The organism is Micropepsis pineolensis (assembly GCF_055392125.1).
The window spans coordinates 3,156,209-3,177,287 of the sequence record NZ_AP042408.1; the positions used below are offsets into that span (position 1 = coordinate 3,156,209).

The window sequence follows — 21,079 nt, forward strand, 5'->3', positions numbered from 1 at the left end:
TCCCAAAACCAGCGGCCAAGCCGCCATTTTGTTGGATCTCTTTAAGCCCGAGGTTCCGGGCGGCATTGAATCCGCCCGGAAATCACCCAGTTTCTTAGAACTTGAAGCGCAATTGCGTGGTGTAGCGCGTATCGGCCACATACCAGCTGCGGTTCACACGACGTTCGCCTTCACCCATATAGAGGCGGGTGGTCGACTTGGTCAGGTTCGAGGCCTCAAGCGTCCAGCTGACATCGTCGGTCAGATTGTAGGTCATGTTCCAATCAAGCGTCCCGACGCCATACTGGTACACCGGCAGGGCGTAATGGATGACGGTGCCTTGCTGACCAGCATAGTTGATGTCGTTGACGTAGTTGTACGTGCCCGAAGTCTGATAGGCGGCGGTCGAAACCAGGAAATCACTGCGCCAGTTATAGGCCAGACGCATTGACAGCGGCCCCTTGTCGAACATCAGCGAGGCGTTGATGGTATCCTTCGACATACCGATCAGGGGCAGACCTTCGATTTTGGTCCCCTTCATATCGTAAGCAAGCGAGCCCGGCTGCTGGCTGTCGATATAGGTGTAGTTGAAGTCGACACCCAGACCATTGAACGGTTCCGGCAGGAAGTCAGCATATTTGGTAAAGCCGAGTTCGAAGCCCTGAACCTTCGCGGTCTGGTCTTCGTTGAAGTACTCGGTCACCGACGCAGAAACCGTGCAGGTCGCTCCGGAGGTCGTTGCGGTGCAGTAACTTGAGCTACTCGGATCGCCACTGTTGACAGACGCGTTGAAGGTAACCGTTTCGTTGGCCTGCATCGTCGAAATGTAGTTATGGATGCGCTTATGGAAGGCCGAGAAATGCGCCATACCGCCGGTCGTGAAGTAATATTCCAGCGACAAGTCGAACTGATCAGCCTTTTCCGGCTTCAGGTTCGGGTTGCCCCAGCTGCCGCTGAAATAGCTGGTGTAGGTACCGACATAGGAACCGCTGACCGTGCCGTGCGGATTCATCTGGGCAAAGGTCGGGCGGTTGACCGCCTGCGAGAAGGCCAGACGGATATGCAGCTGATCGGTCGGCAGGAACTGAATGTTGACCGACGGCAGGACGTCGACTTCCGAATGCCCACCTTCAACAAACGTCGGTGACGTATCCGAGGACAGCAGCAGCGTGCTGCTGGAATCCAGCGCCGAATCTTCCAGATAGGGCGACCAATGGAAGCCAGCCGCATGGTCACGATAGGCCACAACACGGACACCGAAGTTACCGTTTAACGGGGCCAGGAAGTTGTCGTCATTGGCAAAGGTCGCCATGACATAGCCGGTTGCGGTTTTCTCGCCTAAGCGGGCCATTGTGCCATGCTTAAACTCGGCTTCGTCTTCGTCTTCATACGTCCCATAGGCACTCTGCAGCGCTTCGACATCTTTTGCAGCCGCAACAGTCGGGAAATAGACCGACGACGGCAGACCGATCTTGCCACCGAACATATCAGACAGATCAATCGACTCGCCGTAGGACGTGTTATCCGACAGATACTTATGCTCGCCGGAGTCATAATACGGCGAAAGCTCGCGGTAATTCCAGGTCGTCTCGTTATCGTTTTCTTCACGATAGGTCAGCTTGAGGCCGCTTTTGATAGTGCGGAAGAAGCCGGTATCACTGATGGTGTAGATCGTGTCGAGATAACCAGCATATTCTGTGCCCTTATTGCGCAGCTTATGCGGCATCGTCGCCAGCCAGCCATAGTTCGATGCGTTCGACAGATCGACCGACGAATTGTCAAACGACATCTTCGGCAGTGTGGAGTCGCCATAGGAACTGAGCTGCAGGCTGTAGTCGGACACAAAGGCATACAGTGTGGCAGCGTAATCGTGCTGATTCGAACCCGAATTGACATACTGCAGCGCGAAATTCATGCTGAAGTTATCCGTCGGATGCCACTCACCCGCCAGCGAAATATCCGACGTTGTATTGACGGTGTGGGAATATTGCGTCTGGAACTGATAGGGAATCGGCTCGTAGCCCCAGCTGTTTTCGCTGGTCAGACCGATACCGGAAAAGCCCCACATGAAGCTCGACAAACCCGTGGTCGAGGTCAGGTTACCATATTGGTCAAACGTATTGGTGCTGCCCGGGGTTGGAACCGACACGACGCTCGAACCATCCATGCTCATCGAATGGGTCAGCGAATTCATCGTATAACGCGAACGGAATGCCGTTAAGGACAGCAACATGTCATCGCTGGGCCGCCACTGTGCCGCAGCATAAAGGCCCAGACGGACGCGGTCATCGGTGCGACGGTTGAAGCTGATACCACCGGGGATATAGGCCTCCGTTGAGCCGGCATCCGACAGCGACGGCAGCGAGGTCGTCGTGCTGGAGGTGTAGGTCGGGTTATAAACGCGCGGATAATACGGCAGCACCTGCACGCCATCGGCCTGCGTGGTCAGATCCGAATAGGTCACGTTCACCAGAAGGCCGATCTCACCGATTTTGGTATCCCAGCGATCGCTGATCAGTCCGCCACCGCCGACATGGCCCTTCTTGGCATTGTCCGCATAGTTGCCGCTGACCGTCAGATTGGCGGTAAAGCCATCGAAGTCGAACGGCTGACGGGTGCGCAGGTTGACCACACCGCCGAAACCACCTTCAGGCAGGTTTGCCGACAGGCTCTTGAATACGTCAACACCCTGGGCCAGTTCCGGCGGAACGTCTTCCCAGGCGAGGTTACGACCGTTGGCAGCGCTGAAGCTGTCACGACCGTTGAGCAAGCTGACAGTGCTGGTCAGACCACGGATCGAAATGCCAGTGCCTTCACCAAGGTAGCTTTCACTGGTGCCGCCAGTCGAGATGCGGGTGATATTCACACCCGGTAAACGCTGCAGCACTTCGGTGATGCTGTTGTCGGGAAGCTTGCCGACATCCTCGGCAGCAACCGAGTCGACAACGACGTCCGACTTTTCTTTGATGGTGATGGCCGAGGCCAGAGCGGCACGCTGACCGGTGACAACCACGGTTTCCATGGCCTCGCCGTCCTGCGCATACGCGGCGACGGATGCGACAAGCATGACTGCGGCCGTGCAAAAGAGCTGAGTCTTCCACTTAGTGTTCATTTATAAACCTCCCCTGCATGAGAACGTCCTATGCATACGGTTATTCGGAGTTTCGGCCCGGGTGCGGGCATAGCGCTTCATTCGAGCGCATCCTTTCGAAGCTGTTCCTGTCCCAACGTGTCTGTCCGCTCTTGTCCCGAGCGGTTTTAGTTACAGAACTTCTACCGGAGGAAGTAAGCGCTTTCCAATTAAAAGTAAAAGCGCTGTCAATTTCTTTCCATATTGTTGCCTAAAAGGCACCAAGAAAAAACCTTCAAAAAAAACAATGAAAATCAAAATGTTATATTGATCATGCTCGTTTGCCGCACACAACCGCAACCGTTTCGCAGACACAATATCAACACAAAGTTGACAACCTTTTGGTGTACATATTAAAGAAGAAACTTCAAATTGTTCTAAAATCCACCGCAGATTTCATCACCACGTCCTGCAATGCCATTTTCAACGTCCCGAAACAAGACATCGGAAAACGCGAGTGGGCCGGAACGAGGTTACCGTTCCAGCCCACACACATTTCATTATGGCACAATAAAGACGGCTTTAGTCGATTGCGATCTGTACCACCAACTTGCCGAAGTTCTCGCCACGCAACAGGCCAAAGAATGCCTGTGGAGCCTTCTCAAGCCCAACCACGACATCTTCGCGGAATTTGATTTTCCCGTCGGCAACCCAGCCTTTTAAGTCAGACAGCATCGCCGCAGATTTGGCGAAGTGATCTGAAACAATGAAACCCTGCATTGTGATGCTGCGTTTCAGGATTGCGCCCATCAAAAGCGCTAAACGATCCGGACCGGGCGGTAAGCCATCATTGTTATAGTGTGAAATCAACCCGCACAGCGGTACACGGGCGAATTTGTTGAGCAGCGGTAACACCGCATCAAACACCACACCACCGACACTTTCGAAATACACGTCAATGCCGTTCGGCACCAGGGCCGCCAGACGCGCGGCCAGATCGGGGGCGCGATGATCAATACACGCATCAAAACCAAGTGTATCGACGGCATAGCGGCACTTCTCAGCACCACCGGCAATGCCGACAACATGGCAACCTTTCAGCTTAGCAATCTGCCCCACGACTGCACCGACCGCCCCGGTTGCCGCCGCTACCACGACGGTTTCACCAGCCTTGGGCTGACCGATATCCAGAAGACCGACATAGGCCGTCATGCCCGGCATACCAAGCACGCCCAGCGCCAGCGAGGGGTGATCCATCGCCCCCAGCTTGACCAGCCCCGCACCATCAGACAGGGCATAATCCTGCCAGCCGGCATAGGCCAGCACCAGATCGCCCTGCTGATAACCGGCATGGTTCGAACGTTCAATACGGGCAACGGTAGCCCCACACATCACATCATCCAGCGCCACCGGCGGCACATAAGACGGTGCATCGCTCATCCGCCCACGCATATAAGGATCAAGCGACAGGTAGAGATTGCGCAACAGAACCTGCCCCATACCCGGTACCGGCACGGCAGCTTCGACGAAACGAAAGTCGGTTGCCACCGGCGCACCTTTGGGGCGGGCGGCCAGCAGAATGCGGCGATTAATCGTGTTCATGACAGAATCCTTTCACGGATTATCAGTATGCGGCTTCAAGGATCGCCCGACTAACCTGCAGTGTAATATCCTGCCGCTCGCCAAGGGCCACCATGTCATGGCTTTTCAGGTTTTCGACAATCTTGTCGATGTCATCACGACCGATGCCATAATCGGACAGATGGGTCTTTACCCCCAGACTTTCAAAGAATGCCCGGGTCTTGGCAATGGCCTGATCGATACGCGCCTCTTCATCGCCTTCGGTAAGGTCCCACACCCGCGCACCATATTGCAGCAGCTTTTCGCGCTTGCCTTCGCGGCGGTTCTGTAACAACGCCGGTAGCACCACGGCTAAAGTGCGGCCATGATCGACTTCGTACAGCGCCGTAATTTCGTGACCGATCAAATGGGTTGCCCAATCCTGCGGTGCACCGGCACCGATCAGACCATTAAGCGCCAGGGTGGCTGTCCACATGAAATTGGCGCGAATATCATAATTCTCGCCCTCGCTCAGCACCTTGGGGCCGATCTCGATCAACGTCCTCAGCAAGCCTTCCGAGAAGCGATCCTGCACCATGGCTTGAGCCGGATAGGTCATATACTGCTCAAAAATATGGACAAAGGAATCCACCACACCATTGGCAAGCTGGCGAACGGGCAACGTATAAGTCTTGGTCGGATCAAGAATCGAGAACTGCGGAAACGCATTGGGGTTAAAGAAACCCAGTTTGGTTTTGGTTTCGTGCCGGGTAATAACGCTGGCGCAATTCATTTCCGATCCGGTGGCTGGCAAAGTCAGCACCGTGCCAAACGGCATGGTATTGGCAATGGCGCGGAACTTGACCTGTGGAATATCCCAGGTGTCGCCGGGATAGTTCACCGCCGCTGCAACGAATTTGGTGCCATCGATTACCGAGCCGCCACCGACAGCAAGCAGGAAATCATATTTTTCGCGGCGGATCAGTTCGACCGCCGTCATCATGGTCTCAAACGTCGGATTGGGCTCGATACCGGAAAATTCACCGACGACACGCCCTTTAAGCGCCACCTTGACCTCGTCCAGCGTACCGTTCTTTTTAACGCTGCCACCGCCATAGAGGATCAGCACACGGGCTTCGGGTGCAATCAACGTGTCGAGCGCAGCGACCTTTCCCTGACCAAAAACGATTTGGGTTGGATTGCGATATTCAAAATTGTTCATCTTAAGAACTCCATACGCGAGCCGCCATAGCGACCATGAGGGGATTTTGGAGGAAGATTTTACAAATTCAGCAGTGTACGGATAGTCATATCCGAACCGTTAAAGGCTGAGCCGTCACGGCGCAGCTTTGTCAGCAGCGTGGCGCCAAGCCATACTTCATACAGCGCATCCGCGGTGCACTCGGGGTCTACGATGTTCTGCAAGGAGCCATCGATCAGACCGGCCCGAATACAGCCGACGATCTCGGCAAGGATGGCATTTGTGCCCCGTCGCAGCACGCCACGCATGGCTTCAGACAGATCGGCCACCTCGGCACCCAGTTTGACCACCAGGCATTTGGCCGCTGAAGCATCCGCACACTGTGTGCTTACCCATGCCTTATTGTACCGTAGCAGCCGTTCGGCAGCAGGAAGTGACGGATCACGCAACAGGTCTTGCAAGCGGGCCAGATAGCCATCGAAGTAGAATTCGAGCAGCGCCTCACCGAACGCCTCCTTCGAGGCGAAGTAATAATAGAAGGATCCTTTGGGCACTGCCGCTGCCGCCAGCAACTGGCTGAGTCCGACGGCAACGAAGCCTTTGTCCTGAATAAGCTGCTGCCCCACTTCGAGGATGTGGCGGCGAACGTCTGTGGCTGTGCTCATGACGCGCTTATAACAATTATTAGACCGGTCGTCTAGTGCTAATATATGGCCATCAGCAAGGCGCCACACCATGGTTAAGCCCTCATCGCCTGGGCGGACAACCTGCTGGAATGTGGCGCTTTTTACGCATTGCGGACGCCTGCCAGCGCACTATGCTAGGGAAAAAGGAACCCGTATGCCTACTCCCTTATCCGATGATGAACGGGCCGAAATTGTCCGCCGCGCCCTCGCCCTGCAGATTACCGCCACACCGGACAAAGCCGCCCACCCCCTTGGTGCGCTGACACGGGCGGATGGCACCCGGCTGAACCTTCATGTCGTGCATGCGGTCGATGCCGTGATTACCGACGGCATCGATGTCGTACTGATCAACCGTAAGAACCCACCCAGTCAGGGTATGCCCGCCCTGCCCGGCGGTTTTATCGACCCACAAGCCGGGGGCCGCGCCGAAAACGCGCTGGCGGCGGCAGCGCGCGAAGCTATGGAAGAAGCTGGCATCCATTTACACGGCGGACACCTCATCGGGGTGCGCAACTTCCACCGCCCCGGCGACATCCGCTTTGCCTGGGGTGACCTGCCAGCCTATGGCATCAGGAAAGACGATGCCTTTCTGGTTTCCACCCAGGCGGTGCGTTTTGATGTGCCGGACCTGACCGTCACCAAACTGGAAGCGGGCGATGATGCCCTGCCCGGTTCGGCCCGGCGGGTGAAGCTGTGCAGCCTTACCCGTGCCTTCATGGGCGTGGGCGATCATTACGACATGATTGTTGCGGCGCTGGCAGAGCGCGGGATTACCAGCGCAAATTAGCCGACAACAATACGCTGCCAGGGGTGACCTGCAGCGCAGTGGCGACATTTTCCTGTGGCTTAAACCGCGTGGTAATCAGCGCATTGTACCCCAGCGAAAGACCGGCGCTGGCGGCCACATCCCACCAATGGTGCTTGTTGGCATCAACCCGCGAATAGCCGACGAAGCCCGCCGCGGCATAGGCCGGCACGCCATATTCCCAGCCATAGCGCTGCCAGAGGTATTGCGCCGGTGCAAAGGCGATTGCCGCCGTATTGGATGGAAACGAACCAAAGTTTGAATGATCCGGCCGCTGTTCACGAACGATCTGCTTTAAGCCATAGGCCGTGCCGACCGTCAGCGCCGTATCCAGCACAAGCTGCACAACCCCTTCGCGGTCCTGCTTATACAGGCTGATCACCCCGGCGGCGAGTGGTACAGCAAGGGCAACAGCCGTTCCGGCTTTTTCGGTTGTGCTGCTTTTCGACGCCGTTGCCGCCCCGGCAGCATCGCCCCCGGTAGCCATCAATATAGCAGCGAGACTGAAGCTGGTGACTTTACAAACCCAAATCCGATTGGTTTGGCTGTTCATGCATTTACTCCGTCGGTTTGAGTTTTGCGTAAGGATGTAAAAACGATGCAGCCAATCAGGATAGCTGCCAGAACCAGCGAGGATGCAATCCGATCCAAATGCAGCCCACCCATCGCCACAGGCTTGGTTAAGAAATCACCGAGCGTGGCACCTAGTGGCCGCGTAAGCACGAAGACCACCCAGAACAAAAGTGGTAGGGATGTTCTTGTCAAAAGATACGGCACGCTTGCGGCCACCAGATAGACGGCAGCAGTGACAACAATCAGAAGACCAAAAACCAGTGCCCCACCACCAAAGCCCACCCCTTCGGTATCGGCCAGAAAATCGCCCAGCGCGGTGCCCAATGTGTTGGAGAACACAATGCTCGCCCAATAGAAGTACTCGGCATTGCGTGAGGTGATGCGGACGACCGAGATACTGCCCGTGAAAAATTTCCATAAACCCAGCGTCAGCAGAACCAACACCAATAGCAGCAGCGCCGATTGCGTGTAGCCGAGCCCCAGTGTGCGATCCAGATAGTCAGACAAGGTCGTACCCACGGTTGTGGTGGCGACAATGACAAACCAATAGACCGCAGCCTGATAACGGCGGGCTGAAAGCTGAGCGGTCAGAGCAACCAGAAAAATTCCGGCAAAGATAAGTGTGCTGACGGCATAGCCAAGATGTAATGTCATCGACAGGGTGTCACCGCCGGTTTCACCCAACGTCGTGGCGGCAATTTTGGCCGCCCAAAATCCTAAGGTAACCGCGGGAACTTTGTTAGACCGAGCAGCTTTGTACATAGATCAAGGAAACTCACCTTGCCAGGTTACTGTCGGAAACACCCTGACATTCGATTTTTAAGGCAGTATTATGTGGTATTGATTATGCCTATTTTACAGGCGTAACAGTGCCTTAAACTTCCCGGCGTCTGATTGACGGCAGATTACGAAAAGGTAAGCCTGATGCGGTTGCTGGTTATTGAAGACGAAAAGCGGATTGCCGAGCTGGTTCAGGCCGCGCTGGAGAAGGCCGGCTTTACGGCAGATACGGTCGGCACCGCCCAGGACGCGTGTGCCGCCAGAGCCGCATTTGCCTATGACCTTATCATTCTGGATTTAGGCTTACCGGATCACGATGGTCTCGACATTCTTACCGAGCTGCGCGGGGGGGATCATCCGGTCCCTGTTTTGGTGCTGACGGCACGCGATACCGTTGAAGACCGCGTGGCCGGGCTGAATGCGGGGGCGGATGATTATCTGATCAAACCCTTTGCCATGAGCGAACTGCTGGCCAGGGTCAAAGCCCTGCTGCGTCGCCCGGGGCAGGCCCTTGGCGTTACCCTGGAAGTCGGCAATATCGTTTTCGATACGATTGGCCGCGAAGCCCGAAGCAATGGCGGCATTCTTGCTCTGTCCCGGCGAGAGCTGGCTGTATTGGAGCATTTGATGCGCCGGGCCGGGCGGGTTGTGCCCAAAGATGTGCTGGAGGAAAAGCTCTACGGTATCGACGAGGAACTGGAATCCAATGCCATCCCGGTCCACGTTTCACACCTGCGGAAAAAATTGATCGAGGCACAGGCGACACCACACATTCATACCGTCCGCGGTGTCGGGTATCTTTTGGTAGAACCGTCATGATCCGTAAGCCCCCCTCGCTGCAAGTTCAGCTCGCCCTGCAACTGCTTGCCATATTCGCGGTGGTAACGGCCCTCGGGGTTGGCTTGCTCATCTGGCAGGGCGTACAAACCGCTGCCAGTTTTTCAAACGACACCTTACGTGTGCGTGCTGAAGAACTGGCGCAAACGGTGGGGCGATCGGCAGACGGTCACTATAACCTGACCTTATCTTCGGAACTTCGCCACCGCTATGGTGATCCACATGGCGAAAACCTCTATGCCGTACGCTTTGCCGATGGAAGCCGGCAGCCAGCTATGGCCCCGTTCAGCGCAGCAACCGCCTCGCTCTCACCGAAACAAAACACCCCGCTGTTTTTCCAGTTCGAGGATTTTGACCATACCGGTATATCCTATTACGGGCTGAGCATCCGTAAACACACCCCCGTTGGCGCGGTTATTATCGCCGTTGCGCACGCGTCCGATACCAACGAAGTGGCCGAGGCCATCATACGGCAGTTTGTGCTGAAAGTGGCATGGCTTATCCCACTGTTTGCAGCCATCACACTGGCAGCCGGGATCATGAGTCTGCAACGGGGGCTGGCGCCGGTGAAGGAAGTCTCGCACCAGGCGGCCACACTTACCCCCGGCGAAGACGGTATGCGTCTAATAACCGAGCGGCTACCCCGCGAACTGGTCCCGTTAGTGGATGCTTTTAATGCCGCCTTGGGACGACTTGAAAAAGCCTTTCTGGTTCAGCGCCAGTTTACCGCCAATGCCGCGCACGAACTGCGTACGCCACTGACCGTACTGACGGCAGGATTGGACGCATTACCAGACACCCAGGCGGTCGGAAACTTACGCCAAGACGTGGCCCGCATGAACCGGCTGGTCGAACAGCTGCTGCGGGTTGCCCGACTGGATGCGGCACCGATTGTCAAAAGCCCTGTCGATCTGTGCCAGCTTGCGGCGCAAACCGTGGCCTTTCTGGCCCCCTGGGCCATAGCGCAAAACTGCGAACTTAGTCTGGATACACCAGGACACCCCGTTATAATTCACGGCAATGCCGATGCCTTGAGCGATGCGCTGCGCAACCTGATCGAAAATGCCGTGCGCTTCACCCCGGCGGATATGGACGTCTGCATCACAGTCCGGCCTGAGGGGATGATCACAGTAGAAGACCACGGCCCCGGTATTCATCCCGAGGATCTGCCACATCTGTTTGAACGGTTCTGGCGCGGCAAAGCCAACAAGCCCCAAGGGGCCGGGCTGGGCCTGTCCATTGCCGCGGGCATTGCGCATCAGCATGGCGGCCGGATCGAGGTCGAAAACCGGCCATCCGGCGGAGCCATCTTTAAACTGGTGCTCACCCCTGCCAGTATCGCCACCTAAATCCTGGATACAGCAAAACCATCAAGGCTGTATTTGCCTTGATTTTGCTCAGGTTTCTATTTTCGGATTTCCCCGAAGGGGTGATTGGTGCCCAGAAGAGGACTCGAACCTCCACACCATTGCTGGCGCTAGCACCTGAAGCTAGTGCGTCTACCATTCCGCCATCTGGGCACAGATCGGGGCGCTCTGTTTATTCAGAGCGGCAGGGGATGTCAACGGACATTCTGTGCTTTTCTGTTAATTTTTCTTTGTAATGACGAACCACACCGTATGGGCGATTAGTACAATCCTTCTCTCAAGTACTTGTCAGCCGGCAAAAGCCCGGAAATAGTGGTTTCATCGTTAAGGGGGAAGTTGCCATGCCTGACGCCATCACGACCCAAAGGATCACCCCGTTGATCCGCCACACCAATCGCCAGATGATCCGAACTGCGATATTCTTAAGCCTTTTGCTCGTGCCCGCTGCCGCGGCAGAACCGGCGACAACCGGCTCGGCGGATGCACTGCTAGCGCACATGACCGGTCACTGGGTGCTTTCCGGCACAATCGAGGGACAGAACACGGTCCATGATATCGAGGCCGACTGGGTACTGAACGGCTATGTCCGCCTGCACGAAGTTTCGCGCGAAAAGACACCGCAAGGCAGTCCGGCTTATGAAGCCATTGTCTTCATCGCCCGCCAGCCGTCTCCCAAAGCGGCTACAAACAGCCAGGGCGGCCAATATGTCTGCTTCTGGCTCGACAATTCGGTCATTTCCGGTCCGAACAGCCCCGGCACGGCCATAGCAGCAGGAAATAGCCTGCCCTTTTCCTTTGCGGGCGGCAGCTTCCTCAACACCATGACCTACCAGCCCGCCACCGACAGCTGGCAATGGCAGATGGACGGGGCGGACAAGGCGGGCACCAAAAGCCCCTTCGCCGCACTGTCTCTGATCCGGGCGAAATAACCCGCCCCCTCGCACAATGGCCTCCAGCCTCGTATAGTGAGGACCGAAATCGTTAATATTGGCAGCAATGCCGGTTACGACAACAGATGAGGGGGCCCTTAATCCATGTTGATTACCACAACGGAAACGGTACCGGGCTATCGCCGGGTACAGACACTGGGCGAAGTTTTCGGGGTTGTCGTGCGCTCGCGCGGCCTGGGCGGCAACATTCTGGCCGGATTGCGTTCGATCTTCGGCGGCGAAATTCGTGAATACACCCACCTGCTAGAAGACGCCCGTAAACACGCCCTAGAACGCATGACCCAGAACGCGATCGCCATGGGGGGCAACGCCGTGGTGATGATGCGGTTTGATTCTTCCGAAATCGGCGAAATTATGAGTGAGATTGTGGCTTATGGCACTGCCGTGGTGCTGGAGAAAGAATAATGCTGCGTAACATTGTGCTTGCGTTGGGGGCCACGATGATCGTGGCCGGGGCGGGTGGTCTGTTCACCCATTATTTCGCCTTTGCGATCATTCTGATCGTGTGGGGGGCGATGATCGCCTTTGCTATCGTGTACGAACGGTTCTCGTCCGCCTATCGCAAGGTCTCGGCCAAAGCCCCGACGGGGAAGAACTGGGTGCAGACCAACGAAAAACTGATCGACAAGAAATCCGGCACCGCCGTGGTGGTCTATTATCAGACCTGGACCGGCGAACGGCTCTACGTTCCCTTGCACACGCCGCAGGCGGAGGAAAAGGCATGAACGAACTGGTTACGGTTTTCGGGGCATCGGGTTTTATCGGCCGACATGTCGTGCGAGCCTTAGCGCTGGACGGCTGGCGCATCCGTGCGGTGTGCCGCCAGCCCAATCAGGCCGAGTTTCTGATGACATCCGGCGTGCCCGGCCAGATCGAACTTTATCGTGGCAATGTCCGCGATCCGGACAGCATAGCGGCGGCGTTGCACGGCGCCGATGCGGCCGTCAATCTGGTGGGGGTGCTGTATGGCCAGGGCCGCCAGAATTTCGAGGCCATGCATGTTGATGCGGCGGCCCATATCGCCGAGGCTGCCCATGCCGCCGGGCTGGGCAGCCTGATCCATATGTCGGCCATCGGGGCCAACCGGACCGCGCCGTCGCGCTATGCCCAGACCAAGGGCGAAGGCGAGATGCGGGTGCGTGAAGCCTTTGCCGATGCGGTCATTCTGCGCCCCTCGCTGGTGTTCGGGCCCGAGGATGATTTCTTCAATAAATTCGCCTGGCTGGCGCAGTTTGCGCCTGCCCTGCCGCTGATCTCGGGCGGACACACCCGCTTTCAACCGGTTTTTGTCGGCGATGTCGCCGCAGCGGTGGCCCGCGCACTGACCGACAGCACCGTGCGCGGCAAAACCTTCGAGCTGGGCGGACCCACGATTTACAGCTTCAAAGAGCTGCTGCGCTATATCCTGGCCTTGTGCGGGCGCAAGCGGCTTTTGCTGCCGCTGCCCGGCCCGGTGGCCAAAATTATTGCCTTTTTCCTGCAGATACCAAGCAGTTTCCTGCCCATTGCTCCACAGCTCACCGTCGATCAGGTTCGGCTGCTGACCCATGATGCCGTGGTGGCCGATGGGGCCTTTACGCTGGCCGATCTCAGCATCCGGCCGCGGGCGGTAGAAGATATCGTGCCGGGCTATCTCAAGCGCTTTAATCCATTCGTAGACTGACATTGTGCACAAAAAACAGCCGGCAGTCCGATGAGGGGCTGCCGGCTTTTATATCGGTATAGCATCAGCCCTTTAACGCCGCGCGCACCCCGGCACCATAATCGGGATGAACCTTGTCAAACAAGGAGAGCTGGCGCTCGACGATTTCGCCTGGCACCCCCGCCATCGCTGCCGCGATATTGGCAAACAACCGCGCTTTCTGGCCGGCATCAAACAGCTGGAATAATGCCCGGGGCTGAATAAAATCATCATTGCCATCGCGATGATTATAGCGCTCTGCATCCCCGGAAATCTTCAACGGCGGCTCGGAAAATTCCGGCTTCTGCACCGGTCCGCCGAAAGAGTTCGGCTCGTAATAGGCATCCGGATTGGGATTGTTAGCAAAGAATCGCATCGCCCCATCCTTGTGATAGTGATGCACCGGGCACTGCGGGGCGTTGACCGGCAAGGCTTCGTAATGCGTGCCCAGACGATGCCGATGCGCATCGGCATAGGAGAAAAGCCGCCCCTGCAACACCTTGTCGGGCGAGAAGCCAATTCCCGGCACGATATTCGACGGGCTAAACGCCGCCTGTTCAATCTCGGCAAAGTAATTATCGGGATTGCGGTTGAGCTCCAGAATTCCGGCCTCAATCAGGGGATAGTCCTTGTGCGGCCAAATTTTGGTCAGATCGAACGGATTATAGGGCGTCTTTTCGGCGTCAAGCTCCGGCATGATCTGGACACAGAAACGCCAGCGCGGGAAATCGCCCTTTTCGATCGCACCATACAAATCTTCCTGCGTCGATTCCCGGGTCTTGCCTACCACGGCGGCGGCCTCGGCATTGGTCCAGTGACGATGGCCCTGCATGGTCTTGAAATGGAATTTAACCCAGAAACGTTCATTCTTCGCATTGATGAAGCTGAAAGTATGGCTGCCATAACCGTTGATATGGCGCACATCGGTGGGCAGACCACGATCCGACATCAGGATCGTCACCTGATGCAGGCTTTCCGGCGACAGCGACCAGAAATCCCACATCGCCGTCGGCGAGCGCAAATTGGTGCGCGGGTGACGCTTTTGGGTATGGATGAAATCCGGAAATTTATACGGGTCACGAATAAAGAAGACCGGCGTGTTGTTGCCGACCATATCCCAGTTGCCTTCCTCGGTATAGAATTTCAGCGAAAAACCGCGCACATCGCGTTCGGCGTCTGCGGCACCGGCTTCGCCTGCCACCGTCGAAAACCGTGCCAGTACGGGTGTTTTCTTGCCCACGGCACCAAACAGCTTCGCCTTGGAATAGGCGCTGATGTCATGGGTTATCATCAGGGTGCCAAAAGCACCCCAGCCTTTGGCATGCACCGTCCGTTCCGGGATGCGCTCGCGGTTCTGATGGGCAAGCTTTTCAATCAGCTGATAATCCTGCATCAGCACAGGCCCTCGCGGGCCAGCGGTGAGCGTATTCTGATTATCGGCGATCGGATTTCCGGCGGATGTCGTCAGTGTCGGCTTGTCAGTCATGGCGTGCTCCCGGTCAATCGGCGGCACAACGGGGCCTTTAAAGGGCCCTGACGCGCCCATATTTTATGGTGCGTCAGCATAGTGACCTCAGGCAAAAGAAATTTGATAAATCGCAAGATGCAGACGATGTGTGATCAGTTTTCCGTGCGGCTGGCAATGATTTTATCAATGCGCAGCCCATCGAGGTCAACCACCTCGAACTGCCACGGGCCATGATGGAAAGCTTCACCCACCACCGGGATATGACCCAGTGCGTTCAGCACAAAACCGGCTACAGTGGCATAACCGGCATCGGCATCCACCACCACGCCCAGACTGTCGCCGAATTCGTCGATCGGCATCGATCCCGAAATCAGATAGGAACCATCCTTACGCAGCACCAGATCGGGCTCATCTGCGGCAGCCCCGGTGGCCCCGGTGATGGCTTTGAGGATATCGCCGGTGCTGAGCACGCCTTCAAAGCTGCCATATTCGTCGAACACCAAAGCGATATGCACCCCGGCGGCCCGGATCAGCGCCAGCCCGCCAAAGGCATCGGCGCTGTCCATCACCACGGGGGCCGGCTTGACCAAAGCACGCAAATTCAGCCCCTCGCCACAGGCAAGCTGCGCCAGCGCATCGCGCACCACGACCACACCAGTCAGGGCATCGGCATCGCCATCGCGCACGGGCAGACGGCTAAAGGGGGTCTCCAGAATCTGCTGGCGTAACACGTCGGTATCCGCCGCCAGATCCAGAAACTCGACCTCGCGCCGCGGCGTCATTAGCGCCCGCACCCGCCGGTCGGCAAAGCGCATTACGCCAGCGATCATCTCGCTTTCACCGCTTTCGAGTACACCGGCGCTGGTGGCTTCGGCGATGATGGTTTTCACCTCTTCCTCGGTGACCTGAGATTCCAGCACAGCGCGGCTGCCCAGCAGCTTCAGCAGCAACCGACCGGATTTATCCAGCAGCCAGACCAGCGGGGCGGCGGCCCGCATCAGCCGGATCATTGCCGGGGCAACACGGCAGGCCATCTTCTCGGGCGCGGCAAGGGCGATCTGTTTGGGCACCAGTTCGCCGATGATCAGCGACAGATAGGTGATGATGGCGACCATCGCGCCATAGCCGACGGCATCGGCAACGACTTCGGACCAGCCCTGCCGACCCAGCCATCCGGCCAGCCGCACGCCCAGCGTGGCACCCGAGAACACCCCGGACAGGATGCCCACCAGAGTGATGCCAATTTGAACAGAGGATAAAAACGGTCCCGGCGCACCGGCCAGCCGCAGCGCCGCTTCGGCACAGCGTGAGCCTTGTTGCGCCAATCGTTTCAGGCGCATCGGACGGGAAGAAACTACGGCGATCTCGGTCATGGCAAACAGCCCGTTGACCAGGATCAGCACGACAATAACAGCAATTTCCAGAAACAAAGGGTCCTCGCATTTGCCCCGTCATGACGGGGCCCCATTAAGGCCCTATCATGACAAGACAATGCCGTAAGGACAATATTAGCCGAGGAACAAATACGCCGCGAGCACCAGACCGGCAGCAATCCGGTACCAGCCAAAAGGTTTTAAGCCGAACTTGCCGATGAACGCGATAAAGCCCTTAACCACGATATAGGCGACGACGAACGACACCACGAAGCCAATGGCGATTTCCGCCCCCGCCGAGGACGTCATCAGCGACCATTTCTTGTACAACTCGAACACCGTGGCACCGAACATGGTCGGCACCGCCAGGTAAAAGGTAAAGGCCGCCGCTGCTTTACGATCCACGCCCAGAAGTTCGCCGCCCAGAATGGTCGCACCGGAACGCGATACGCCGGGAATGATCGCCAGTACCTGACACAGGCCAATCTGAAACGCTTTTTTGAGCGGCAGGGCATCGCCATCAAGATAGCGAGCTTTGGGCGAAATGCGCTCCAGCCCCAGAATGAGCAGACCGCCCAAGATCCAGCTTGCCGCAATCACCGGCATGGCAAAGGTTGGCTGCAGCAGATAGCCGTTGATGTATTTGATAAAAGCCGCACCGATGACCGCCGCAGGCAGAAAGGCCAGAATAACAGCCAGAGTAAAGTGCTGCGCCGATTTATGGCTGGGCAGACCGGTCAGCACCGCCCAGAATTTGCGCCAGTAAACCGCCACCACCGACAGAATCGCGCCGAACTGAATGACAATGGTGAAAGCTTCCCAATGATTGTCGGGCAGGCCCAGAAGATGCTCGGCCACCAGAAGATGCCCGGTGGAGGAAACCGGCAGGAACTCGGTCAGCCCTTCAATGATACCAAGCAGGACTGCGTTAATCAGATCGGACATACGTGCCTCAGAGGATATAGACAGGCGAGGATAAAAAATATCGCCCGCAAGTAGCAAGACATTAAAGCGGAGACTACAGTCATACCGTCAGCCCCGGCGAATTACCAACAGCAATAGCATGGGGCACAACCATCTCAGAGGTGAAAATGGTGAAATTCCCGTTAGTTGCGGCCATTGGTCTTGCACTGCTGGCCACCCTTCCAGCGGTCGCAGCCCAAGCACAGACACCATCATCCACCCCGCAGCTGATCGAGCGGGCCAAACTGTTCGGCAATCCCACACGCACCGGCGGACAGCTTAGCCCCGATGGCAAATGGCTGTCCTGGATCGCACCCAAGGATGGCGTACTCAACATCTGGGTGGCCCCGCTTGCCCACCCGGAACAGGCCAAAGCACTGACGGATGAAAAGAAACGCCCAATCCGCGGCTATTTCTGGACGCCGGATTCCACCGCCATCCTGTTTGTCAACGACAAGGGCGGTGACGAGAATTTCCTGCTTTATAAAGTGACTGTAGCTGACGGCGCGCAAAGCACACTGACCCCGTTTGAAAAAACTAGGGTCATGATCATATACGTCAGCAACCGTCACAAAGACCGCATTCTGATCGGCCTCAACAACCGCGATCCGCGCTGGCACGATGTTTATAGCCTTGATCTCAATACCAATGCCCTGACACCAGTGCTGATCAATGAAGGTGGTTATGCCGGTTTTGCCGCCGACGATACGCTGACGGTTCGCATCGCTATCAAAATGCGCCCCGATGGCGGCAGCGATTTTTATAAGGTGTCGAACAATAAGGTTGCAGACACACCTTTTACGTCTACCGGTCTGGAAGACAGCATGACAACCAACCTCGCGGGCTTCACCAATGACGGCAAGACGCAGTACTGGATCGATTCCCGCGGGCGGAACACCGCAGCCCTGATCGCCGAAGACGTTGCCAGCGGAAAAACCACAATTCTTGGCCAGAGCCCAAAGGCCGATATCGACGGCACGATTTCCGATCCCAAAACCGGGGTGGTGCAGGCCTATTCCGTCAATTACCTCAAAAACGAGTGGACGGTTCTGGACAAGCGCATCGCGGGCGATCTGTCTTTCCTCAAGAGCCGCTTACCCGGCGAGAGGTATATTTCCTCGCGCACCGATGCCGATGACAAATGGCTCATCGCCAATGACCCGGTCACCGCCCCGGCCAGCACCTGGCTGTATGACCGTAAAGCAAAAACGCTGACTAAGCTCTATACCTCACGCCCGGAACTGGAGGGCGCACCACTGGTACCGATGCATCCGGTGGCAATCAAAACCCGCGACGGGCTGACCGAGGTTTCGTATCTGACCCTGCCCAGTGGCAGTGATAAAAATGGTGATGGCATCCCCGATAAAGCCCTGCCCATGGTGCTGTTTGTCCATGGCGGGCCGTGGGGACGTGACGAATATGGCTACCACCCCTACCACCAGTGGCTGGCCAATCGTGGCTATGCCGTATTGTCGGTGAATTACCGCGGCTCGACCGGTTTCGGTAAAGACTACATCAATGCCGGCAACCTCGAATGGGCCGGAAAAATGCATGACGATCTGATCGACGCGGTAAACTGGTCGGTCAGCAAGGGTATCGCCCAGAAGGATAAAATTGCCATCATGGGCGGTTCTTATGGCGGTTATGCCACGCTGGTGGGCGTTACCTTCACGCCGGATGTCTTTGCCTGTGGCGTTGATATTGTTGGCCCGTCCAATCTGAACACCCTGCTCAAGACCATTCCGCCATACTGGGAAGCGGGCAAGGTGCAGTTCTATAAGCGAATGGGCGATCCCACCACGGAAGACGGCCAGAAACTGCTGCATGACCGCTCGCCTCTGTTCAAAGCGGATCGGATCACCAAACCGCTGCTGATCGGACAGGGGGCCAATGACCCGCGCGTCAATCAGGCCGAAGCCGATCAGATCGTCGCCGCGATGAAGCAAAAGAACATTCCGGTGACCTATGTCCTGTTCCCGGATGAAGGTCATGGCTTTGCCCGACCGGAAAATAACATGGCCTTCAATGCCGTGGCCGAGGCTTTCCTTGCCGCCCATCTTGGGGGCCGTGCGGAACCGATCGGCGGCGATGTCAAAGCCTCAACCGCACAGGTGCGTGAAGGCGCGGGCTTTGTGCCGGGGCTTGAAGCCGCGCTCCAACACTAAAGATTAAGACCAGAAGCGGGCTTTGTGCCCGCTTCTTTTTTACCGGCCATATATGTCACTAATAATGACCTATTTACAGGTGAGAACGCTGTCACTGCCGTCACGCGGAAACATTAGCAAAAATATAAGTCAGTATAGCTGTCTATAACGGCATTTTTTACTGGTGAAGCCGGGGATTTGAGATTACCCAATGGGCACCATGGCAGAAAAAATGCTCAAATTCGTCACCGTCCATCGCGCCGCGCCCAAAAAGCGTGAACCCGCCGCCCGCCTGCGCGATTTTGACGAGATTTATCCCGTTCAACCCTCGGAACAAGCGGCGGCACAGGCGGCGCGCTGCTCGCAATGCGGCGTGCCCTTCTGCCAAAGCCATTGCCCGCTGACCAACAACATTCCCGACTGGCTAAAACTGGCCGCCGAAGGCCGGCTGGAAGAAGCCTATGAATTCAGTGCCGCCACCAACCCGATGCCGGAGATTTGCGGCCGCATTTGCCCGCAGGATCGCTTGTGCGAAGGGGCCTGCGTCATTGAACAGGCGGGCCACGGCACCGTCACCATCGGTGCGATCGAAAAATACATCACCGACACCGCCTTTGCCCGCGGCTGGGTTACCCCCATCGCGGTGGGACCAGAGAAAAATCAGTCCGTCGGCATTATCGGTTCCGGCCCGGCCGGGCTGGCAGCGGCAGAAGCTTTGCGCAAAACCGGCTATCGCGTCACGGTGTACGAGCGCGCCGACCGTGCCGGTGGCCTGATGATCTATGGCATTCCCAATTTCAAACTGGATAAGGCGCTGGTCATCCGCCGGGTTCAGCGCCTGATCGACGCCGGGGTTCAGTTCAGCCTGAATTGCGAGGTTGGCAAAACCGTCAGCTTTGCCGATTTACGTCGCCGCCACAGCGCGGTTTTTCTGGCCACCGGGGCCGCCAAAGGCCGCGGCCTTGAACTGCCTGGTGCCAACCTCAAGAAGATCGTTCCAGCGCTGGACTATCTGACCGCCGCAGGCCGCCATGGCCTGGGCGAGCGGCTGCCCGCCACTCTGTCGGCCAAGAACAAAGATGTGGTGGTGATCGGCGGTGGCGATACCGCGATGGATGCATTGCGCACCGCGCTGCGTCAGGGCGCCAAATCGGCGGTCTGCCTCTATCGCCGAGACCGCACCAACATGCCCGGATCCCGCCGCGAAGTCGCCAACGCTCAGGAGGAAGGCGCCATCTTCCATTGGCTGTCGACGCCCAGAACGTTTACCGGCATCAGTGCGGTTGACGGCATCATCGCCACCCGGATGCGCCTGGGGCCACCCGATGCCACGGGGCGCAAACGGCCGGAAGAAATTCCCGGCAGCGAGTTCACCCTGCCCGCCGATCTGGTCATTCTGGCGCTGGGGTTCATGCCGGAAGATTTGCCCACCCAATTTGCCAGCCCGGAGCTGGCGGTCGATGGTGACGGAACCTTGCAGGTGCAGGAAACCGAAACCGCGCTTGCCGGCGTTTTTGCCGGAGGTGATGCCGTTCGTGGGCCATCGCTGGCGGTATGGGCGATCAAGGATGGCTTGCAGGCCGCCAACGCCATCGACCGGTATTTACAGAACAAAGCGCGCGCCAGCAGAGCCGCGGAGTAA

Annotated in this window: 18 protein-coding genes and 1 tRNA gene; 9 read left to right on the forward strand and 10 right to left on the reverse strand. The window is 57.2% G+C overall.

Annotation, left to right across the window (positions count from 1 at the left end; genetic code table 11):
• Nucleotides 1-94 precede the first annotated feature (94 nt).
• The 4 genes from ACZ5RI_RS14055 to ACZ5RI_RS14070 form a co-directional block, all read right to left on the reverse strand.
• Entirely contained in the window at nucleotides 95-3,046 is a 2,952-nt protein-coding gene (locus tag ACZ5RI_RS14055; protein ID WP_464513830.1) for a TonB-dependent receptor, read from the reverse strand.
• A 585-nt stretch (nucleotides 3,047-3,631) separates the two neighbouring features.
• Complete coding sequence (locus tag ACZ5RI_RS14060; RefSeq protein WP_464513831.1) at nucleotides 3,632-4,651, reverse strand: NADP-dependent oxidoreductase; 1,020 nt, start codon at nucleotides 4,649-4,651, stop codon at nucleotides 3,632-3,634.
• A 22-nt stretch (nucleotides 4,652-4,673) separates the two neighbouring features.
• Nucleotides 4,674-5,831 (reverse strand): iron-containing alcohol dehydrogenase, encoded by a 1,158-nt coding sequence (locus ACZ5RI_RS14065; protein ID WP_464513832.1) that lies wholly within the window; start codon nucleotides 5,829-5,831, stop codon nucleotides 4,674-4,676.
• A 59-nt stretch (nucleotides 5,832-5,890) separates the two neighbouring features.
• Nucleotides 5,891-6,475, reverse strand: a complete 585-nt coding sequence (locus tag ACZ5RI_RS14070) for a TetR/AcrR family transcriptional regulator (RefSeq protein ID WP_464513833.1) — start codon at nucleotides 6,473-6,475, stop codon at nucleotides 5,891-5,893.
• A gap of 175 nt (nucleotides 6,476-6,650) precedes the next feature.
• Here ACZ5RI_RS14070 and ACZ5RI_RS14075 point away from each other — a divergent pair, with 175 nt between their 5' ends.
• Nucleotides 6,651-7,283: an NUDIX domain-containing protein gene (locus tag ACZ5RI_RS14075; protein WP_464513834.1), complete on the forward strand. Its 633-nt coding sequence runs from the start codon at nucleotides 6,651-6,653 to the stop codon at nucleotides 7,281-7,283.
• On the opposite strand, the gene ACZ5RI_RS14080 is transcribed toward ACZ5RI_RS14075, so the two are convergent.
• Nucleotides 7,267-7,854 (reverse strand): phosphatase PAP2 family protein, encoded by a 588-nt coding sequence (locus ACZ5RI_RS14080; protein ID WP_464513835.1) that lies wholly within the window; start codon nucleotides 7,852-7,854, stop codon nucleotides 7,267-7,269. The genes ACZ5RI_RS14075 and ACZ5RI_RS14080 overlap by 17 nt on opposite strands.
• On the reverse strand, nucleotides 7,851-8,636 hold the full coding sequence (locus ACZ5RI_RS14085; protein ID WP_464513836.1) for a COG4705 family protein: 786 nt from the start codon (nucleotides 8,634-8,636) through the stop codon (nucleotides 7,851-7,853). Before ACZ5RI_RS14085 ends, ACZ5RI_RS14080 begins: the two co-directional genes overlap by 4 nt.
• Before the next feature lie 162 nt (nucleotides 8,637-8,798).
• Here ACZ5RI_RS14085 and ACZ5RI_RS14090 point away from each other — a divergent pair, with 162 nt between their 5' ends.
• On the forward strand, nucleotides 8,799-9,473 hold the full coding sequence (locus ACZ5RI_RS14090) for a response regulator (RefSeq protein ID WP_464513837.1): 675 nt from the start codon (nucleotides 8,799-8,801) through the stop codon (nucleotides 9,471-9,473).
• Nucleotides 9,470-10,840 carry a sensor histidine kinase gene (locus ACZ5RI_RS14095; protein WP_464513838.1) on the forward strand — a complete coding sequence of 457 codons (1,371 nt, stop codon included), beginning with the start codon at nucleotides 9,470-9,472 and terminating at the stop codon, nucleotides 10,838-10,840. The genes ACZ5RI_RS14090 and ACZ5RI_RS14095 overlap by 4 nt, the downstream gene beginning before the upstream one ends.
• Nucleotides 10,841-10,925: 85 nt before the next feature.
• Here ACZ5RI_RS14095 and ACZ5RI_RS14100 read toward each other — a convergent pair.
• Nucleotides 10,926-11,011, reverse strand: a tRNA-Leu gene (locus tag ACZ5RI_RS14100).
• A gap of 188 nt (nucleotides 11,012-11,199) precedes the next feature.
• Here ACZ5RI_RS14100 and ACZ5RI_RS14105 point away from each other — a divergent pair.
• The 4 genes from ACZ5RI_RS14105 to ACZ5RI_RS14120 all read left to right on the forward strand — a co-directional run bounded on the left by ACZ5RI_RS14105 (nucleotide 11,200) and on the right by ACZ5RI_RS14120 (nucleotide 13,471).
• On the forward strand, nucleotides 11,200-11,787 hold the full coding sequence (locus ACZ5RI_RS14105; RefSeq protein WP_464513839.1) for a hypothetical protein: 588 nt from the start codon (nucleotides 11,200-11,202) through the stop codon (nucleotides 11,785-11,787).
• A gap of 105 nt (nucleotides 11,788-11,892) precedes the next feature.
• Nucleotides 11,893-12,213 carry a heavy metal-binding domain-containing protein gene (locus tag ACZ5RI_RS14110; RefSeq protein WP_464513840.1) on the forward strand — a complete coding sequence of 107 codons (321 nt, stop codon included), beginning with the start codon at nucleotides 11,893-11,895 and terminating at the stop codon, nucleotides 12,211-12,213.
• Nucleotides 12,213-12,533 (forward strand): hypothetical protein, encoded by a 321-nt coding sequence (locus ACZ5RI_RS14115; protein WP_464513841.1) that lies wholly within the window; start codon nucleotides 12,213-12,215, stop codon nucleotides 12,531-12,533. The genes ACZ5RI_RS14110 and ACZ5RI_RS14115 overlap by 1 nt, the downstream gene beginning before the upstream one ends.
• Nucleotides 12,530-13,471, forward strand: coding sequence for a complex I NDUFA9 subunit family protein (locus tag ACZ5RI_RS14120; protein ID WP_464513842.1), 942 nt, complete (start codon nucleotides 12,530-12,532; stop codon nucleotides 13,469-13,471). Before ACZ5RI_RS14115 ends, ACZ5RI_RS14120 begins: the two co-directional genes overlap by 4 nt.
• A 64-nt stretch (nucleotides 13,472-13,535) precedes the next feature.
• Here the strand turns inward: ACZ5RI_RS14120 and ACZ5RI_RS14125 are convergent, their stop codons facing one another.
• The 3 genes from ACZ5RI_RS14125 to ACZ5RI_RS14135 all read right to left on the reverse strand — a co-directional run bounded on the left by ACZ5RI_RS14125 (nucleotide 13,536) and on the right by ACZ5RI_RS14135 (nucleotide 17,275).
• A complete protein-coding gene (locus ACZ5RI_RS14125; protein ID WP_464513843.1) occupies nucleotides 13,536-14,975 on the reverse strand; it encodes a catalase in 1,440 nt (479 codons plus the stop codon).
• Between the two features lie 134 nt (nucleotides 14,976-15,109).
• Nucleotides 15,110-16,387, reverse strand: coding sequence for a hemolysin family protein (locus ACZ5RI_RS14130; protein WP_464513844.1), 1,278 nt, complete (start codon nucleotides 16,385-16,387; stop codon nucleotides 15,110-15,112).
• A 78-nt stretch (nucleotides 16,388-16,465) separates the two neighbouring features.
• Nucleotides 16,466-17,275 (reverse strand): undecaprenyl-diphosphate phosphatase, encoded by an 810-nt coding sequence (locus ACZ5RI_RS14135; RefSeq protein ID WP_464513845.1) that lies wholly within the window; start codon nucleotides 17,273-17,275, stop codon nucleotides 16,466-16,468.
• A 146-nt stretch (nucleotides 17,276-17,421) separates the two neighbouring features.
• Between ACZ5RI_RS14135 and ACZ5RI_RS14140 the strand changes: the two genes are divergently transcribed.
• Nucleotides 17,422-19,458: a S9 family peptidase gene (locus ACZ5RI_RS14140; protein WP_464513846.1), complete on the forward strand. Its 2,037-nt coding sequence runs from the start codon at nucleotides 17,422-17,424 to the stop codon at nucleotides 19,456-19,458.
• A 199-nt stretch (nucleotides 19,459-19,657) separates the two neighbouring features.
• A complete protein-coding gene (locus tag ACZ5RI_RS14145) occupies nucleotides 19,658-21,079 on the forward strand; it encodes an NAD(P)-dependent oxidoreductase (RefSeq protein WP_464513847.1) in 1,422 nt (473 codons plus the stop codon).

What these genes read in the sequence shown, in the direction of transcription:
- ACZ5RI_RS14055 (WP_464513830.1), bottom strand. Translation starts at nt 3,046, where the DNA reads ATGCTTGTCGCATCCGTCGCCGCGTATGCGCAGGACGGCGAGGCCATG.
- ACZ5RI_RS14060 (WP_464513831.1), bottom strand. Translation starts at nt 4,651, where the DNA reads ATGAACACGATTAATCGCCGCATTCTGCTGGCCGCCCGCCCCAAAGGT.
- ACZ5RI_RS14065 (WP_464513832.1), bottom strand. Translation starts at nt 5,831, where the DNA reads ATGAACAATTTTGAATATCGCAATCCAACCCAAATCGTTTTTGGTCAG.
- ACZ5RI_RS14070 (WP_464513833.1), bottom strand. Translation starts at nt 6,475, where the DNA reads ATGAGCACAGCCACAGACGTTCGCCGCCACATCCTCGAAGTGGGGCAG.
- ACZ5RI_RS14075 (WP_464513834.1), top strand. Translation starts at nt 6,651, where the DNA reads ATGCCTACTCCCTTATCCGATGATGAACGGGCCGAAATTGTCCGCCGC.
- ACZ5RI_RS14080 (WP_464513835.1), bottom strand. Translation starts at nt 7,854, where the DNA reads ATGAACAGCCAAACCAATCGGATTTGGGTTTGTAAAGTCACCAGCTTC.
- ACZ5RI_RS14085 (WP_464513836.1), bottom strand. Translation starts at nt 8,636, where the DNA reads ATGTACAAAGCTGCTCGGTCTAACAAAGTTCCCGCGGTTACCTTAGGA.
- ACZ5RI_RS14090 (WP_464513837.1), top strand. Translation starts at nt 8,799, where the DNA reads ATGCGGTTGCTGGTTATTGAAGACGAAAAGCGGATTGCCGAGCTGGTT.
- ACZ5RI_RS14095 (WP_464513838.1), top strand. Translation starts at nt 9,470, where the DNA reads ATGATCCGTAAGCCCCCCTCGCTGCAAGTTCAGCTCGCCCTGCAACTG.
- ACZ5RI_RS14105 (WP_464513839.1), top strand. Translation starts at nt 11,200, where the DNA reads ATGCCTGACGCCATCACGACCCAAAGGATCACCCCGTTGATCCGCCAC.
- ACZ5RI_RS14110 (WP_464513840.1), top strand. Translation starts at nt 11,893, where the DNA reads ATGTTGATTACCACAACGGAAACGGTACCGGGCTATCGCCGGGTACAG.
- ACZ5RI_RS14115 (WP_464513841.1), top strand. Translation starts at nt 12,213, where the DNA reads ATGCTGCGTAACATTGTGCTTGCGTTGGGGGCCACGATGATCGTGGCC.
- ACZ5RI_RS14120 (WP_464513842.1), top strand. Translation starts at nt 12,530, where the DNA reads ATGAACGAACTGGTTACGGTTTTCGGGGCATCGGGTTTTATCGGCCGA.
- ACZ5RI_RS14125 (WP_464513843.1), bottom strand. Translation starts at nt 14,975, where the DNA reads ATGACTGACAAGCCGACACTGACGACATCCGCCGGAAATCCGATCGCC.
- ACZ5RI_RS14135 (WP_464513845.1), bottom strand. Translation starts at nt 17,275, where the DNA reads ATGTCCGATCTGATTAACGCAGTCCTGCTTGGTATCATTGAAGGGCTG.
- ACZ5RI_RS14140 (WP_464513846.1), top strand. Translation starts at nt 17,422, where the DNA reads ATGGTGAAATTCCCGTTAGTTGCGGCCATTGGTCTTGCACTGCTGGCC.
- ACZ5RI_RS14145 (WP_464513847.1), top strand. Translation starts at nt 19,658, where the DNA reads ATGGCAGAAAAAATGCTCAAATTCGTCACCGTCCATCGCGCCGCGCCC.